13 protein-coding genes are annotated in these 15,743 nt (G+C 65.8%); 6 read left to right on the forward strand and 7 right to left on the reverse strand.

Going from position 1 to position 15,743, the window contains the following annotated elements; genetic code table 11:
• Positions 1-45 precede the first annotated feature (45 nt).
• Positions 46-1,230, forward strand: a complete 1,185-nt coding sequence (locus M1D97_RS01885; protein ID WP_456269051.1) for an amidase — start codon at positions 46-48, stop codon at positions 1,228-1,230.
• 91 nt (positions 1,231-1,321) lie between these two features.
• Complete coding sequence (locus M1D97_RS01890) at positions 1,322-2,224, forward strand: AEC family transporter (RefSeq protein WP_456269052.1); 903 nt, start codon at positions 1,322-1,324, stop codon at positions 2,222-2,224.
• 68 nt (positions 2,225-2,292) lie between these two features.
• On the opposite strand, the gene M1D97_RS01895 is transcribed toward M1D97_RS01890, so the two are convergent.
• Positions 2,293-2,913: a GntR family transcriptional regulator gene (locus M1D97_RS01895; RefSeq protein WP_456269053.1), complete on the reverse strand. Its 621-nt coding sequence runs from the start codon at positions 2,911-2,913 to the stop codon at positions 2,293-2,295.
• 92 nt (positions 2,914-3,005) lie between these two features.
• A complete protein-coding gene (locus M1D97_RS01900; protein ID WP_456269054.1) occupies positions 3,006-4,331 on the reverse strand; it encodes an MFS transporter in 1,326 nt (441 codons plus the stop codon).
• Between the two features lie 282 nt (positions 4,332-4,613).
• Between M1D97_RS01900 and M1D97_RS01905 the strand changes: the two genes are divergently transcribed.
• The gene (locus M1D97_RS01905) at positions 4,614-4,997 is read left to right on the forward strand and encodes a hypothetical protein (RefSeq protein WP_456269055.1); all 384 of its coding nucleotides are present in this window, start codon (positions 4,614-4,616) and stop codon (positions 4,995-4,997) included.
• Between the two features lie 57 nt (positions 4,998-5,054).
• Here the strand turns inward: M1D97_RS01905 and M1D97_RS01910 are convergent, their stop codons facing one another.
• From M1D97_RS01910 to M1D97_RS01930, 5 genes are all read right to left on the reverse strand, one after another.
• Positions 5,055-7,082, reverse strand: a complete 2,028-nt coding sequence (locus M1D97_RS01910) for a CocE/NonD family hydrolase (protein WP_456269056.1) — start codon at positions 7,080-7,082, stop codon at positions 5,055-5,057.
• A gap of 24 nt (positions 7,083-7,106) precedes the next feature.
• Positions 7,107-8,408: an ATP-grasp domain-containing protein gene (locus M1D97_RS01915; protein ID WP_456269057.1), complete on the reverse strand. Its 1,302-nt coding sequence runs from the start codon at positions 8,406-8,408 to the stop codon at positions 7,107-7,109.
• A gap of 256 nt (positions 8,409-8,664) precedes the next feature.
• Positions 8,665-9,603 (reverse strand): allantoinase PuuE, encoded by a 939-nt coding sequence (gene puuE / locus M1D97_RS01920; RefSeq protein WP_456269058.1) that lies wholly within the window; start codon positions 9,601-9,603, stop codon positions 8,665-8,667.
• On the reverse strand, positions 9,600-10,355 hold the full coding sequence (locus M1D97_RS01925; protein WP_456269059.1) for an aspartate/glutamate racemase family protein: 756 nt from the start codon (positions 10,353-10,355) through the stop codon (positions 9,600-9,602). The genes puuE and M1D97_RS01925 overlap by 4 nt, the downstream gene beginning before the upstream one ends.
• Positions 10,352-11,074: a GntR family transcriptional regulator gene (locus M1D97_RS01930; protein ID WP_456269060.1), complete on the reverse strand. Its 723-nt coding sequence runs from the start codon at positions 11,072-11,074 to the stop codon at positions 10,352-10,354. Before M1D97_RS01930 ends, M1D97_RS01925 begins: the two co-directional genes overlap by 4 nt.
• A gap of 448 nt (positions 11,075-11,522) precedes the next feature.
• Here M1D97_RS01930 and M1D97_RS01935 point away from each other — a divergent pair, with 448 nt between their 5' ends.
• From M1D97_RS01935 to M1D97_RS01945, 3 genes are all read left to right on the forward strand, one after another.
• On the forward strand, positions 11,523-12,983 hold the full coding sequence (locus M1D97_RS01935) for an NCS1 family nucleobase:cation symporter-1 (protein WP_456269061.1): 1,461 nt from the start codon (positions 11,523-11,525) through the stop codon (positions 12,981-12,983).
• A 202-nt stretch (positions 12,984-13,185) separates the two neighbouring features.
• Entirely contained in the window at positions 13,186-14,403 is a 1,218-nt protein-coding gene (locus M1D97_RS01940) for an MFS transporter (protein ID WP_456269062.1), read from the forward strand.
• A 134-nt stretch (positions 14,404-14,537) separates the two neighbouring features.
• Positions 14,538-15,743, forward strand: coding sequence for an MFS transporter (locus M1D97_RS01945; RefSeq protein ID WP_456269063.1), 1,206 nt, complete (start codon positions 14,538-14,540; stop codon positions 15,741-15,743).

Here is a 15,743-nt window from a genome sequence, read left to right on the forward strand (position 1 = left end):
CTCTCATGGATATCTCAACAGCGCCGGTCAGGCCAGGGAGTGCACATGAGTGATGTCATCGAGCGTGTGGATCGCAGCGTCTGGGTCAAGGGGCGCCCCGGCAACAGTACCCTCGCCATGGGGCGCGGCCCGCTGGTGGGCCAGCGGCTGGCGGTCAAGGATCTCTTTGATATCGAGGGCGAGATCACCGGCGCCGGCAATCCCGACTGGGCCGCCGCCCGCCAGCCGGCCCGGCGCACCGCATCGAGCGTGCAGGCGCTTTTGAACGCCGGCGCGCCTCTGGTCGGCAAGACCCAGACCGACGAGTTCGCCTACAGCCTCAACGGCGCCAACGTACACTACGGCACGCCGGTCAACCCGACGGCCCCCGACCGCCTGCCGGGCGGTTCGAGCTCCGGCTCGGCGATCGCCGTGGCGCGCGGCGAGGCCGAGATCGGGCTGGGCACCGACACCGGCGGCTCGATTCGTATTCCGTCCAGCTACAACGGGTTGTGGGGGCTGCGTCCCAGCCACGGGGTGATCGGCTGTGACGGTCTGCTGCCGCTGGCGCCGTCGTTTGATACGGTCGGCTGGATGTGCCGCGACCATGACACCCTGGCCGATGTTGCCGATGTGCTGCTGCCCGAGACCCGCGCCGCCGCGCCCGACAGCGTCATGACGCTGCTGGTGCCCGAGGCGCTGGCCGATGAGGCGTCACGCTTTCACAAGGCGCTCGGGGCGCGCCAGGACCTGCTGGTCCAGTCGCTGTCGAGTCAGTGGCTGGCGCATCTGGGCCACACCTTCCGGGTGCTGCAGGGACGCGATATCTGGCGGGTTCACGGGGCGATGCTCACGCACGAACCGCCGCGCCTGGCAGACGATATCAGGGCCCGCTTTCAGTGGTGCGCCACCCTGACCGAGGCCGATGAGCAGGCCGCACTGAAAGCGCGCGCCGCGATTATCGAGGCGCTGCGCACCATCAGCGATGACGGCGCGCAGCTGCTGGCCCTGCCCACCGCGCCGGGCGCTGCGCCACTTTTGAGCCTGACCGGGCAGCATCTTGAGGCCTACCGCGAATGCCTGATGGGCATGACGGCGCTGGCCGGGCTGTGGGGCGCGCCGCAGCTCTCCATGCCGCTGCTGAGCGATGACCGGGACGGCGGCGGCCATGCGCCCTGGGGCGTGTCGCTGCTGGGCGCGCCCGGTCAGGACCGCTACCTGATCGCCCGGGCCGGCGTTCATGGCGCATAGGCACGCGGCGCCCCGGTGGTTATGATGCGAGGCTGCCCGGGCGCGACGATCCCTTCTGGCGCCATGGGAACATCAACCCACAGGAGTTTTCATGGCCGCCATCATCGCGATCCTGCCCATCTTCACGCTGATCGTGGTCGGCTATGTACTGGGCTGGCGGCAGTGGCTGACGCCGTCCAGCGCCGGCGGGCTCTCCTGGGTCACCTTTCGTCTTTTCCTGCCCTGTCTGCTGCTCACCGGTATCGCCCGCGCCCCGCTGGGAGATGCGCTGTCACCGCTGTTGCTGGTGGTTTACTTCATTCCGGCGCTGCTGCTCTTTGCCGGCTTCAATCTCTACGTTCGCCGGCGTACCGGCGAGGCCTCCGCCATCGGCCTGGCGGCAAGCTACTCCAATAACGTGTTGATCGGCATTCCGCTGGTGACGGCGCTGTTCGGCCACGACGGGCTGGTCTATCTCTTCGCGCTGCTGGCCGTGCACAGCCTGATCCTCTTTTCGACCCAGTCGCTCTACGCCGCGCTCGGCCAGGGCCGCGAGCAGCGCCCGAGTGTGCTGAACCTTCTGAAAACGCTGGCCAATCCGCTGGTGGTGGGGCTGCTGCTGGGGGTGGTGATCAACGTGGCGGGCATCGAGCTGCCGCAGCCGCTATGGCAGGTGCTGGACTGGCTGGCACGCGCCGCTCTGCCGTGTGCGCTGATCGTGGTCGGTGTGGGGCTGACCCGCTATCAGCTGCGCACCTCGCCCACCATCTGGGCGGTGTGTGCCGGCAAGCTTTTGATCCTTCCGCTTTTGGTGCTGGCGCTGGGCAGTGTCATGCCGGGACTGTCACCCATGGCACTGCACGTGCTGGTGCTGGCCGCCGCCGGGCCGATCGGCGTCAACGTGCTGGCCTTTGCCGGCCCGGGCGAGGAGCAGCACACCGTCGGGGCGAGTATTTTCCTCTCGACGCTGCTGGCCGCCGCCACGCTGCCGCTGTGGATGCTGGCGATGGGGTAGTGCCTGAACGACAGGTGCCCTGGTCGGGCCCGGTACGGTCGCCATGGATTCATTGGTAGTGGTGCCCATCACGACTGACATTTCTCCTTCAGCACGACGACCATATGGTCGAAATCGGCGGTGATCAGGTCAGCGAGTTCATCGAATCGCCGTTCGTTGATCAGCAACGATCCGTGCGTGACGGCGTGAACGACGCGTTCTCCGTTCTCATCCGCCCAGATGCGCTTGGCCATGAAGCCGACGTCCAGCACCTTGTTCAGCACAAAGCGTGACGCCTCTGACAGGAACAGGCGCTTGAACTCTGCCAGGCAGGCTTCCGCGAGATCGTATTCGGCCCGGTGCTCTTCAAGGCGGGCGTTGACGAAGGCGGTGTATCGATCGATCCGGTCCTGCAGAAAGGGCAGGGTCGCAGCGGACCGGATGCCGCGATCAAAGACATGCGACGCAAGGCGGATCATTTCGATCTGATCGTTGACGGATGTTCGGGCCACGGCGAACCCCTTGCCCCTGGCGTAATCCACCATGCCCCGTTCGGCGAGGCGAATCAGGGCCTCGCGCACCGGCACTGTGCTGGAGGCCAGTTCTTCGGCGAGTTCGCCCGGCAGGAGATGCTGCCCGCTCTCGAGCCTTCCGCTGATGATCCACAGGCGCAGGGTGTCGAAAACGCGATGGTCGTCCCTGAAGGCCATGACAAGCTTCCATTCTGAACTCTGGGGAGCATGTCAATATAAACGGCTGTCGGCCAGCAAAAAACGTTTCGATGCAGCGCAACCCGGGGCACTCAGGCCGCGTTGCCCCGCCGAAATGCTTCGAAAGAGGCGACCAGCAGTATCACGAATGCCCCGTTGATAAGAAAGGCGGTCGTCACGCCGAGCGCATCCGATAGCGCGCCGATGACCAGCGACGCGAACTGCCCGCCTGTCGACAGGCTCACGATCATGATGACCGAGAACGTCGAGCTGCGCGAAGGGTCGATGTCCATCGCCCGGCCCAGAAAGATCGGAAACAGCGCCCCCATGCCGGCCCCCAGTGCGAACGTGCCGATGAGATAGGCCGTGTCCATGTGGACATGACTCACTGACAGGCTGCCCCCGATCACGAGCGCGAACAGCGTGCGCAGCGCCCATGGGGTGTGCATGCGATCGTTCAAGGCGATAGCGCCCAGACGGGCGGTGATCATGCCGGCCAGAAACGTCGCGTGACCCAGGCGCGCCAGATGATCGGCGCGGCCGGTGTCGATGGCGAAGGTCACGAGCCAGACGTTGTGGCCCCATTCCAGCCAGCCGAGCGAGAAGCTCGCCGCCGCGAGCGCGCCCAGCCCCCGGGCGCGGCCCGCTTTGCCGATACGGTGACCGTCGCCCGCCGGGTTCGATGCGCCGGCATCCTTTGGCGCCATCCGACCGAGCGCGGCGAAGAGGAGGGCCAGGCCCATAAAAAACGCCGCGAGCAGCGCGAACGGCATCTGCCAGTCGATCCCCCATGCCAGAAGGGCAACGACCAGCACCGGCGCAAGCAGATTGCCTGCGCTGAACACCACATCCAGCAGGCCGAGCGCGGCGACCCGGCGATGGGTGAACGTCTGTCCGATCAGCGTATGGGTAACCGTAAATGTCGCGCCGCCAGCGCCGCCGAGCAGGGCAAACGCGGCCGCATAGATCGCGAATCGGTCGCTGGCGAAAAGGGCGAGCGACATTGCCGCTGCCGCCGCCGTCATGGCGATCAGCAACACGGTCGGCGACATGTGTGCCAGCAAGGGCTTCGACATGAACGAGCCGGCACTGAAGGCACCCGACCAGACGAAGAAGACAAGCCCCGCCTGGGTGCCGGTCAGGGCAAAATCTTCGATGGTTTCAGGCAGCAGGGGGCCGGTGACCACCCCGACCATGCCCCAGACAAGAAAGGAAAGACCCGCTGCCAACAGCCACATGGTCCGGGTCGAGAAGAGCGTCGTGGCGAACGAGTCGTTGCCGCAAGCGTTATCGAAGGCATGGGACACGCCTCCCGCCCGGCAGGAAGGTTGCGGCGCACCGGTCCGGTTTGTCAGGTCAGGAAGGGAGTCGCCGCAAGGCGGCCGGCTGTTCGGGCCTTTGTTCTGAACCATTGTCATCGCCTGCGGCTCCTGTTGTTATCGAGACCGGAAATCGAGTGTTCAGTGTCGATAAGGGCAGGGTATCCGACGGTATTTCGTGACAGGGAATGATCGGTTTATAAAGTGACGACAAGGGCCACGTGACGGTGCGTTTGAGCGCCGGGCGCTCGTTCGGAAAGGGGGCCGTCCTGCGGGGTGTCCTTGCAGAGTGACCCGGGGCGCCGGACAGGCGTCACGACGGTTTGAACCACGACTTGCCGGCACCGGCGTGCCGGACCGGCAACAGGGAGTCTGCATGATATGAACATCCGCCCTGGCATACTGATCGCTCTGGCGGCGCTCTACGGGTGTGCCGGCCATCCACCCGAGCCGCGCGGGCAGGGCCTGGTGTTTGAGGCCGCAGGCGATACCCATCGCATCGAACGCGCCTGTGTGAGCAGCGTCGTGCTGGAGCGTGATGACGCCGCCAATCCGGTGGTGTTTGTCGAGATGGTCGACTCGCCCGAATGCAGTGGCGGCGTATGGCAGTTCACCGAAGCTCATGTCGGCGGGCAGATGTCGACCCGCTTCAATGACCAATATATTGCGCGTGATGCCAGCGTTTATGGTGCCATCGGCGACGATTTTCGTTTCCGGGTGGAGAGCGACGAACTGGGCAGAGCCGTCGTCGACCACTACCGCTAGCCCGGACAGCCATGGCCATGACAGCCCGGCCGCCGGCGCCCGGGGCGGATTCCGTGGCTACACCAGATCCCGGGGAATCCGCTCGTCCCAGCTCTGCGAGTAGACCCGCGTGTCGCCCTCCCAGGCGTCCAGCGTGGCCTGGATGCGAAACGCCTCGGCCGTGGCGGTCAGCCTTGTGTACGTACGGGTATGCACCTGCCAGTCGCTGCGGCGAAACGCGCGCTCCCATAGCGTGGTGCCCTCAACGCTGTCGTAGTCGCCGTAGGTGTAGTGATAGCGTTCGGTGACCCGGCCGGCGATCTCGAGTTCGATATCGTCGAGGCGGTAGTGCCCCTCATCGTTGATCACCTCCAGGGTGTTGCGGTCGGTGGCAAGGTCGCGAATCGTGCGCCAGGCCTCGCTGCCGGGGTCGAGCACGGTGGTGGCCAGCCCCGGGGCAGCCTGCGGCGGGCCGAAGTCGGGCAGGGCGGCCTCCTCTTCCGGGCGCGGTGCGCGCACCGGCAGATGCAGATGGCACTCGGCCGGGTGGAGGGTCAGCCGTACCGGGCGCGGCGCCGGCCAGGCCAGCGGCCAGTAACTGGTGGAGACCGAGACCCGTATCGCGTGACCGGCGGGAAACTGCTGGGCGATGTGCTTGAGGGCCACCTGCACCCGATAGGTGCGCCCCGGCTCGAGCGGCTCGGGGTGTTCGTGGCTGTCGCGGTGGGTGAGGTTCAAAAGCCCCCAGGAGACGCGGGTGGCCTTGTCGTCCGGATGAATATCGATCAGCCGCACCGCCACCATCGCCACCGGCTGATCGGCGCAGAGCGACAGTTCCAGCACCGGCTGGCCGCAGATCTCCAGTGCTGCCCCCAGTGGCGCGGTCTGGAAGACCAGCGCGCCGCCATCCTCCTCGCGCTGGTCGTGGGGCAGGTCGGGCGGGGCGTTGTAGGAGCACCACTTGCCCGAGTGAAGCCCCACCGACAGCGGCGAGCGCACGCTCAGCGCGCGGTCATCCGTAGTGGCCACGACCGCCTCTTCGTGGATCAGGGCGTGACCGGCAGTGAGCTGAAAGCGCTGCGTGACAATATGGGGGGAGGGCCAGACGGGCTCCGATACCCAGCGCCCCGGGCGATGGTCATAGCGGGTCGACGGCGGCGCCGAATCCTGCATCCAGACCCGCAGCGCCGGTTCGTCCATGATGCCGGTGTCGATCCCCTTGAGCCACTGATCCCACCAGCGCAGCGACTCCTGCAGAAACCCGATCGCCGGCCCCGGCACACCCAGGTGCGGATACTTGTGTGCCCAGGGACCGATCAGTCCCCTGACCGGTCCCTCGAGCCCGGCCAGCAGACGGAAGACGGCATTGCAGTAGCCGTCGGCCCAGCCGCTGATGGCGTAGACCGGGCAGCGAATGGCGCTGAAGTTCTCGCATACCGAGCCGTGCTTCCAGTAGTCGTCGCGGCGCTGGTGGCGCAGCCACTTCGCCAGCCACAGCCCGCTGCCGGTGAGCCGCTCGTGCCACATGTCGCGCCAGCGTTCGCCCACCAGCGCCGGGTCGGGCGGACAGGCGTTGCCGTCAAACATGGTCGAGGCCCACGAGAGGTTGTCGACCAGCAGGCAGCCGCCCATGTGGTGCACGTCGTCGGCGTAGCGGTCATCGGTGGAACAGATCGTGATGATCGCCTTGAGGGCCGGGGGCTGCAGGGCGGCGAGCTGCAGGCCGTTGAAGCCGCCCCAGGAGATGCCCACCATGCCGACGCTGCCGTTGCACCAGCGCTGGCGCGCCAGCCATTCGATGATGGCAACGCCGTCATCGAGCTCGCTCTGGCAATACTCATCCTCGAGGACGCCGTCGGACTCGCCGGTACCGCGGATATCGACGCGTACCCCGGCGTAGCCGTGGCCGGCCCAGTAGTGATGCATGCCGGCGTCGCGCTGGGCCGTGAGATCGCGCTTGCGATAGGGCAGGTACTCGAGGATGGCGGGCACCGGCGGCCCCTCGGCCGGGCGCCGGATGCGGGCTGCCAGACGCAGGCCGTCGGGCAAATCGATCCAGGTCTCCTCTTCGAGCACCCGGTGGGGAAAGTCGTTGATGATCTGCATGGCGATTCCCTGAAAAGCGACGCCTCAGCCGGCCACGTCGGTAAACTCGAAGGTCAGCCGCTCGGCGAGCCGGCGGTAGTTCGCCTCCAGCGCGTCGCTGCTGTCGGCCCCCATCCAGACATGGGCCAGCGCAAAGCTGTAGCTGTCCTGTTCGGGCAGCCCGGAAAGACGCTGGCCGGCGGTGACCTGCAGCTCGATCACGGTGCCGGGGAACGCCTCGCCCAGCGCCGTGAGTTCCTGATCATCCGGCACGCGACTGACCGTGGCGTCGGTGAAGAACACCCGGTAGAAGAACTTGCCGGCGACCGGAAATTCGCCCGCGCGGTGAGGCATGTCGGGCCTTTGGCCCAGTGCCAGATCGACCGTGACCTGCTGATGGCTGACGCCGTCGACCTTCTCGAAGAGGTCGCAGTGGGACTGGGAGATACGGGTGTTGATCTCCAGCAGCCAGATCCGGTTTTGCACCTCGTCCCAGAAGAACTCGACGTTGAAGGCGGCGTTATCGAAGCCGATGTGCTCGAGAACCGTGACGGTCAGCTCGCGCATCTTCACCTGAATCGGCTCGGGCAGTCTCGAGGGGTAGTGGTAGCAGAAAAAACTGAGTACCCGGGGGTAGCGCAGCGAATCGACGATGCCGTAGGGAACGACCTGCCCTTCATGGACATAGCCCTCCACCGTGCACTGCCAGCCGCCGATGATCTCTTCGGCCATGCAGAAGCCGCCGTCCACGGCGCGCACCGCCTCGGGCACCTCGGCCTGATCGAGAATGAAGTTGAACGGTTCGGAGATCAGCCCGATCTGGTCGCGCAGCTGGGCAATGGCGGCGATGAAGTCTTCGGGGCTGTCGATGCGAAACCCGAGCCGTGAGCCGGATGACTTGATCGGCTTGATGAAAAAGGGGAAGTAGAGCCCCGCCTGACCGATGACCGACAGGGCGTCGTCATCGAAGGGGTCGAAGGCGGTAAAGCGCGGGATATAGTTGCCGATGACCTCGCGCTGCACCAGCCGGCTCCAGTACTTGTGCTCGCACTTCAAAAGGCTCTCGAGGCTGGTCGTGCGGGTGCCGAAGCGCTGGCACAGCAGCGGCAGCATGGTCGAGACGGGAAAGTCCATGTAGCCGACGATGGCATCGATAGGCCCGTCGAAGGCAGCAAGCGTGGCGCCGGCGCGCTCGACCATCGCCTCGATGGGAAAGATTTCGGTGTCGTACACCTCGGCAGGCTCGATGACCCCGAGGAAGTTATAGCGCTCGGCACCTCTCAGCCTACTTAATCGCGCGCGATTGAAATCGTTAAGGCCTACCACGAAGATATTCTGCGTGTTCATGTTGTTATCCCTCTGCTTGCCGTGACGGAGCGGGTGCAGCGGCTTCCAAGGTTGCCTGCTACTCAAGCGTAGCGCGCTTCTGCCGTCAGCGGCGCTTTTTGGACCATTGACGCATCCTGAGGGGCGTGACAAGTGCGGGATACGACGGCGCGGCGGTCGGCAGTTCGAGCGGTGCGGGCGTTAGTGGTGTCGGCCAGACCGGCAGGCGGGGCGAACGTGACACGGGGCGACCCGGGCGGGCCGCCCCTGCCGGGCGTTACTGCCCCGGGGCGTGATGCGTGTGCCAGTGGCGGGCAATGTCCACGCGGCGGGTGACCCACACCCGATCGTGCGCCTCGATGTGATCGAGAAAGCGCTGCAGGGCCCGGAAGCGCCCGGGCCGGCCGATCAGACGGCAGTGCAGGCCGATCGAAAGCATCTTGGGGGACTCGGCGCCTTCCTCATAGAGCACGTCAAAGGCGTCCTTCAGATAGTTGAAGAACGGATCGCCGTAGTTGAACCCGCCCGGGGAGGCGAAGCGCATGTCGTTGGTGTCGAGCGTATAGGGCACCACCAGGTGATCGCGCGATTCGCCCTCGGCGTTGTCGACCTGGGTCCAGAAGGGCAGATCATCGCCGTAGTAGTCCGAATCGTAGAGAAAGTGCTCGTGCTCGCCCACCAGTGCCCGCGTATTGGGGCTGTCGCGGCCGGTGTACCAGCCCGGCGGCAGCTCGCCGGTCAGCTTCTGGTGCAGTTCAATTGCCTGCACCATCATGGTGCGCTCCTGCTCGATGCTCATGTCCTGATAGTGAATCCAGCGCAGCGCGTGGCAGGCGATCTCGTGGCCGGCCTCCTGAAAGGCGCTGACCACTTCCGGATAGCGCGCCATCGCCATGGTCACGCCAAAGACCGTCAGCGGCAGATTGCGGCGCTCGAACTCGCGCAGGATGCGCCAGACCCCGGCGCGCGAGCCGTACTCGTAGAGCGACTCCAGGCTCATGTGGCGGTCGGGGTAGGGGGCGGCGCCGATGATGTCGGAAAGAAACGTTTCGCTGTGGGCATCGCCGTGGAGCACGCTGTTCTCGCCGCCCTCCTCGTAGTTGAGCACGAACTGCACCGCGACCCGGGCACCGCCCGGCCATTTCGGGTCCGGCGGATTGGCGCCGTAGCCGCGCAGATCGCGGGGATAGTGATCGAGATAAAGATTGTGTCTCATGAGGTGCTCCGGCCGAGATGTTCAAAGGCGCCGTGAATGGGCTTGGCAATGGGGGCGGCGCGGTCGCCCTTTTTGGAGACCGGATAGCCGGTGGCGCTGGCCGCTTCCAGCAGGGCCACACCGGCGGTGACGCCGTCGATGATCGGTACGCCGAGCGTCTCGCCCAGCCGCTCGGCCAGCTCGCTCATGCCGGCGCAGCCCAGCAGAATGGCGTCGCTGTCATCCGCCTCGAGCGCGTCCCGGCAGGCGGCCAGCAGCGTGTCGTACACGCTGTCATCCTCGGATTCAAACGCCGCCACCGGCAGCTCGCAGGCGTTCAGGCCGGCGCACTGCTCGCGCTTGCCGTACTCATGCAAAAGCCGCTCGGCGATCGGCAGGGTGCGCGCCAGCGTGGTCACGATCGAAAAACGCCGCGCCACCATGGTGGCCATCTGCATGCCGGCTTCGGCCACGCCCATGACGGGTACGGAAGCCACCTCGCGGGCGGCGGCCAGGCCCGGGTCGCCGAAGCAGGCGATCAGGTAGCCATCGACGGGCGTGTCGCCGTTTTCGGTCTCGACGATGTGCTCGAGCATGCCGGGCACGGCGATGGCCTCGTCAAAGTGGCCCTCGAGACTGGCCGGCCCGTGGCGCGAGGTCAGCATCAGGATATCGCCGCGCGACACGCGGCGAGCACTGGTGGCAATGCCCTCGCTCATGGCGGTGCTGGTGTTGGGATTGATGACGCAGATGGTCGGGGATCGAGAGGTCATGAGGCACTCGGCTCGCGGTGGTGGCCAAAAAGGTGTTCGAAGTCGGGCAGGGCGTCGCCGCTGGCGGTGAAATCAAGGCTGGCCTCGATATCGCTGAGATGCTGGTGCATCCACGCCTGGGCGGGGGCGAGTTCGCCCGCCGCCAGCAGCTCGATCAGGCCCTGGTGTTCGCCGGGGCAGCCGGCCCGGCCGCGCCCGTAGACGGCGATGATCAGGGAGGTGCGCGACATCAGCTGGGAGAGCGCATCCGACAGCGAGGCGTTGCCGGCAATCGCCATCAGTCGGGCATGAAACCGCGCCGACAGGCGGATCGCCGCTTCACGGCTGGCGTGGCGCTCCTGCTCGGCAAGCTGTGTCAGGGCCTCGAGGTCTGTCGGCGTGAGGTGCGTCATGACCTCGGCCAGCAGCGCGCCCTCGAGCAGGCGCCGTGCCCGGAAGACATCGCGCGCCTCGTCGGGCGTGGGGCTGGTGATCCGGGCGCCGCGATGGCTGCGCAGCGTGACCAGCTGCTCCAGCGCCAGACGCTGCAGCACACGGCGGATCATGGTACGGCTGACGCCAAAGGCACCGGCCAGCGCATCCTCCGGCAGCCGCGCGCCCGGTGAGAGGCGATGCTCCACGATGGCCTCCCACAGCGCCTGATAGATCGCGTCGTCGCTGCGCGTGTCACGTCCGGTCATGATGCCGGCCAACAGGTGAAACTGACGAGTGTCGTTCATGAGGCTCCTGTCATGCTTGTCCTGTCGAATGACTGCCCTGGGAGATTGTATACAAGCATGTTTCGTGCCAGTGCCTTCTGCGGCGGTTTGCCGCGCGCCTGCCACGGTGCAGGACGCTATCAGAACTTTCCGGCAGGTGCATTTTGTATACGATAAAGCCTCTCTTTGGTGCGCATAAGGCGCATGAAGCACTCTTTTGGTGCATCAAAAGAGCGGCGTTTCGACCATGGTCGCCATGCCGCGTGGTATCCCGGGAAGCCGGCGGTCTGCCCCGGGTGCCAAAAAATGGCGTCACAACAGGGGGTTGTGACCGGAACACAAATTTTTAATGTCACCGGCGTCAATCTGGCATGGAGATTGTATACGACGTGACGTGACAGACAGTGTCGGCCACCCGGCCATCGCAGGGCTGCCATCGGCAGCGCAACGATCCTTCATGGAGTCGCTCATGAACAACACCAGCCCCCAGGCACCCGAGCCCGCCGCGCCCGACCCGCACCTCTATAACGAGGATCTGGCGCCGGCCCGGCAGAACTGGCGTGCCTACAACATTTTCGCCTTCTGGATGGCCGATATTCACAGCGTTGGTGGCTATGTGCTGGCGGCCAGTCTGTTCGGCCTCGGGCTGATGGGGTGGCAGGTCCTGGTTTCGCTGCTGGTCGGCATCCTCATCGTGCAGTGTTTTGCCAACGCTGTGGCGCGGCCCAGCCAGCGCACCGGCGTGCCCTTTCCGGTGATCTGTCGCATGGCCTTCGGCACGAAGGGCGCCAACGTGCCGGCGGTTATTCGCGGCATCATCGCGGTGGTGTGGTACGGCATCCAGACCTGGCTGGCTTCCAACGCGCTGCTGCTGGTACTGCTGCGCTGGTTTCCGGGGCTCGAGGGCTGGACCGAGGTGAGCTTTCTGGGTCTGTCGGCGCTGGGCTGGCTGTGCTTTGCACTGATGTGGGTGCTGCAGGCGCTGGTGTTCTGGCGCGGCATGGACACCATCCGGCGTTTCAACGACTGGGCCGGGCCGCTGGTCTATGCGGTCATGTTCGCGCTCGCCGGCTGGATCGTCTGGCGCGCCGGGCCCGGCAACATCAGCCTGTCGCTGTCCAGCGAAACCCTGAGTGGCGGCGAGGCGCTGTGGCAGATGGTGGTGGCGGCGGTGCTGGTCGCCGGCTACTTTGCCGGGCCGACGCTCAACTTCGGTGACTTCTCGCGCTACTGCGCCACTGAAAAGGCCGTGCGGCGCGGTAACTTCTGGGGGCTGCCGGTCAACTTCCTGGTGTTTTCCATCATTACCGTGGTGGTGGTGTCCGGTACGCCGCAGGTCTTTGGCGAGATGCTGACCGACCCGATCGAGACCGTGGCGCGTATCGACAGCGTCACCGCTGCCGTGCTGGGCGTGTTTGCCTTTGTGGCCGCCACCATCGGCATCAACATCGTGGCCAACTTCGTCGCACCGGCGTTCGATTTTTCCCACGTCGCTCCCGAGAAGATCAGCTGGCGCATGGGCGGCATGATTGCGGCGGTCGGCTCGATCTTTCTTACGCCGTGGAATCTGTTCAACAATCCCGAGCTGATCCACTACACCGTGGGCGTGCTGGCCGCGCTGATCGGCCCGCTCTACGGCATCATCCTGATGGATTTCTACCGGGTGCGCCGTCAAAGGATCGATCTCGAGGCGCTCTTTTCGTCCGAGCCCGGCAGCACCTATCACTATCAGCGCGGCGTCAATCCGGTTGCGCTGCGCTCGCTGATCATGGGCGGGCTGGTGAGCATTCCGATCAGCCTGGCGCCGCTGGGTGATGTCAGCAGCTTTGCTGTCTTCTTCGGCGGCGGCGTGGCGGCACTGGCGCATGGCTGGCAGTCCGGTCTGTGGCGTCGCGGCGGGGCCGGTAGCCCGGTCACGTCACGCTCCTGACTCCGGTTCGTATCCTCGGGGGCATCGGGTGTCGCGCACACCCGGTGCCCCTTTTTCATGCGCCGTCGCCGGGGCGGCGGCGGTCGTCAGCATGGGGAGAAAAGAGCCCTGGCGACCCGAGTGGCCTTTACGACTTTAGCCTTAGACGGTCGATGTCTATACTGCACGGCGTCACAAGGTGCCCACTGTTTCCGAGGTTGTCATGTCACTGCCCCTGATTGCTCTGGCCATTGCCGCGTTCGGCATTGGCACGACCGAATTCGTGATTCTGGGTCTGCTGACCGGGGTGGCCAACGATCTGGGCGTCTCGGTGCCGGCGGCCGGCTACCTGGTGTCGGGCTATGCCATGGGCGTGGTGGTGGGCGCGCCGCTGCTGGCGGTGATCACGTCCAAATGGCCGCGCAAGCCCACGCTGATGATGCTGATGGGCATCTTTATTACAGGCAACGTGCTGTGTGCGCTGGCCCCGGACTATCTCAGTCTGATGGCGGCGCGCGTGGTGACGTCCTTCTCCCACGGGGCCTTTTTCGGTATCGCCTCGGTCACGGCGGCCGGGCTGGCGGTGCCCGAAAAGCGCGGCCAGGCGATTTCGCTGGTGTTTGCCGGGCTGACGCTGGCAAGCGTACTGGGCGTGCCGCTGGGCTCGGCGATCGGCCAGGCGGTCAGCTGGCGCGCCTCCTTCTGGAGCGTGGCGGCCATCGGCGTGGTAGCCATCGTGGCGCTCTGGCAGTGGCTGCCCTCGAGCCTGCCACGCCACGAGGGCGGCATTCTAAGCGAGTTTCGCGTGCTGAAGGAGGGCTCGGTGCTGCTGGCGCTGGGGCTGAGCGTGCTGGCGTCGATCTCGATGTTCACCGTGGTGACCTACATCGAACCGATGCTGTCGGATCTGACCGGGGTCGGCGGGCTGTGGATCACGCTGATCATGGCGATCTACGGGCTGGGGCTGACCGCCGGCAGCATTCTGGGCGGGCGTCTGGGTCATCGCGCCCTGATGCCGGTGCTGATGAAGCTGATGCTGGGCACCGGCGTGATTCTTGTGATCATGTCGTTCACGCTCTTTTCGCTGGTGCCGGCGATGCTGACCATCTTCCTGTGGGCGGCGATCTCCTTTGCCATCATGCCGCTTTTGCAGCTGCTGGTGGTGGATCAGGCCCTTGATGCGCCCAATCTGGCCTCGACGCTCAATCAGAGCGCCTTCAACCTGGGCAACGCCACCGGCGCCAGCGTCGGCGGTGTGGTCATCAGCGCGGGCTTTCCGATGCACACCATTCCGGTGGTCGGAGCGGTCGTGATCGTGGCCAATATCGGTCTGACGATGCTGGCCCGGCGGGTCATGCAGCGCCGCAGCGTCAGGCGTCAGGCCGAGCATGACGCCCGTCATGCAAGCGTCACCGGTGGCGAGGCGTCGGCCTCGGCCTGACACCCCCGATACCCGGGCACAGCGCGGTCGAAGGCGCTGTGCCGGTTTGATTCAGAAACCCTTGTTACATACGGCTCCGGCTGTAGCGCCGCCGGCGCCGTTCTCTTGCGTAACGATCTGACAGGAGCAGGATCATGTCCCTTGCATTAATGGCGCTGGCCGTCGCCGCCTTCGGCATTGGTACCACCGAATTCGTGATCATGGGGCTGCAGTCGGCCGTCATGATGGATCTCGATATTTCGCGACTGCAGGCGGGACTGCTGGTCTCGGGCTATGCCATGGGCGTGGTGATCGGCGGGCCGATACTGGCCGTGGTCTCGTCGAAAATGCCGCGCAAGGCCACCCTGATGGGCCTGATGAGCATTTTCATCATCGGCAATCTGGCCTGTGCGCTGGCGCCCAACTACACCGCGCTGATGATGGCGCGTGTTTTTACGGCGCTCTCCCACGGCGCCTTTTTCGGTATCGGCGCGGTCACGGCGGCCAGCATGGTGGTGCCCGAAAAGCGCGGCCAGGCGATTTCGCTGATGTTTGCCGGGCTGACGCTGGCCAACGTGCTGGGCGTGCCCTTTGGCACCTTTCTGGGGCAGCTGGCCGGCTGGCGCTCGACCTTCTGGGCCGTCACCCTGATCGGGGTGATCGCGATGCTGTCGCTGTGGCGCTGGGTGCCCGCGCATCTGCCGCGCAGCGAAGGGCGCGTGCTGGGCGAGTTTGCCGCGCTCAAGAGCAAAACGGTGCTGATGGCGCTGTTGTGCAGCGTGCTGGCCTCCAGCAGCCTCTTTGCGGTCTACTCCTACATCGAGTCGCTGCTCACCGATGTCACCGGGATTCCGACCGCCTGGGTGGCCTGGGTGCTGCTGCTGTTCGGCGCCGGTCTGACGCTGGGCAGCGTGGTCGGCGGGCGGCTCTCCAGCGGCCGGCTGATGCCGCCGGTGATCGGGCTGATGCTGATGACCGCCGCCATCCTGATGATTTTTGGCATCACCGTGCACACGCCGCTGGCCGCGCTGGTGACGCTCTTTTTGTGGGGCGTGGTGTCGTTTGCGCTGGTGCCGATCCTGCAGCTTCTGATTGTCGATCAGGCGGTCGAGGCGCCTAACCTGGCTTCCACGCTCAACCAGAGCGCCTTTAACCTGGGCAATGCCTTCGGCGCCTGGCTGGGCGGCATGGCGCTGGAGCAGGCGCTGCCGCTGGAGAATCTCCCCTGGCTGGGCAGCGCCGTGATGCTGGTGGCGCTGTTCGCCGCGCTGATGACGTGGCAGGTCCTCAACCGTCGTCTGAAGCGCCTCGATGCCCGCGAACATCGCGAGGCCCAGGCCAGTACCGCCACGGTGCAGTAG

It is taken from the genome of Kushneria sp. AK178, assembly GCF_053903105.1.

Bases quoted from the DNA above. Each gene is read 5' to 3' on its own strand.
- M1D97_RS01885 (WP_456269051.1), top strand. From the start codon at position 46: ATGAGTGATGTCATCGAGCGTGTGGATCGCAGCGTCTGGGTCAAGGGG.
- M1D97_RS01890 (WP_456269052.1), top strand. From the start codon at position 1,322: ATGGCCGCCATCATCGCGATCCTGCCCATCTTCACGCTGATCGTGGTC.
- M1D97_RS01895 (WP_456269053.1), bottom strand. From the start codon at position 2,913: ATGGCCTTCAGGGACGACCATCGCGTTTTCGACACCCTGCGCCTGTGG.
- M1D97_RS01900 (WP_456269054.1), bottom strand. From the start codon at position 4,331: ATGACAATGGTTCAGAACAAAGGCCCGAACAGCCGGCCGCCTTGCGGC.
- M1D97_RS01905 (WP_456269055.1), top strand. From the start codon at position 4,614: ATGAACATCCGCCCTGGCATACTGATCGCTCTGGCGGCGCTCTACGGG.
- M1D97_RS01910 (WP_456269056.1), bottom strand. From the start codon at position 7,082: ATGCAGATCATCAACGACTTTCCCCACCGGGTGCTCGAAGAGGAGACC.
- M1D97_RS01915 (WP_456269057.1), bottom strand. From the start codon at position 8,408: ATGAACACGCAGAATATCTTCGTGGTAGGCCTTAACGATTTCAATCGC.
- puuE (WP_456269058.1), bottom strand. From the start codon at position 9,603: ATGAGACACAATCTTTATCTCGATCACTATCCCCGCGATCTGCGCGGC.
- M1D97_RS01925 (WP_456269059.1), bottom strand. From the start codon at position 10,355: ATGACCTCTCGATCCCCGACCATCTGCGTCATCAATCCCAACACCAGC.
- M1D97_RS01930 (WP_456269060.1), bottom strand. From the start codon at position 11,074: ATGAACGACACTCGTCAGTTTCACCTGTTGGCCGGCATCATGACCGGA.
- M1D97_RS01935 (WP_456269061.1), top strand. From the start codon at position 11,523: ATGAACAACACCAGCCCCCAGGCACCCGAGCCCGCCGCGCCCGACCCG.
- M1D97_RS01940 (WP_456269062.1), top strand. From the start codon at position 13,186: ATGTCACTGCCCCTGATTGCTCTGGCCATTGCCGCGTTCGGCATTGGC.
- M1D97_RS01945 (WP_456269063.1), top strand. From the start codon at position 14,538: ATGTCCCTTGCATTAATGGCGCTGGCCGTCGCCGCCTTCGGCATTGGT.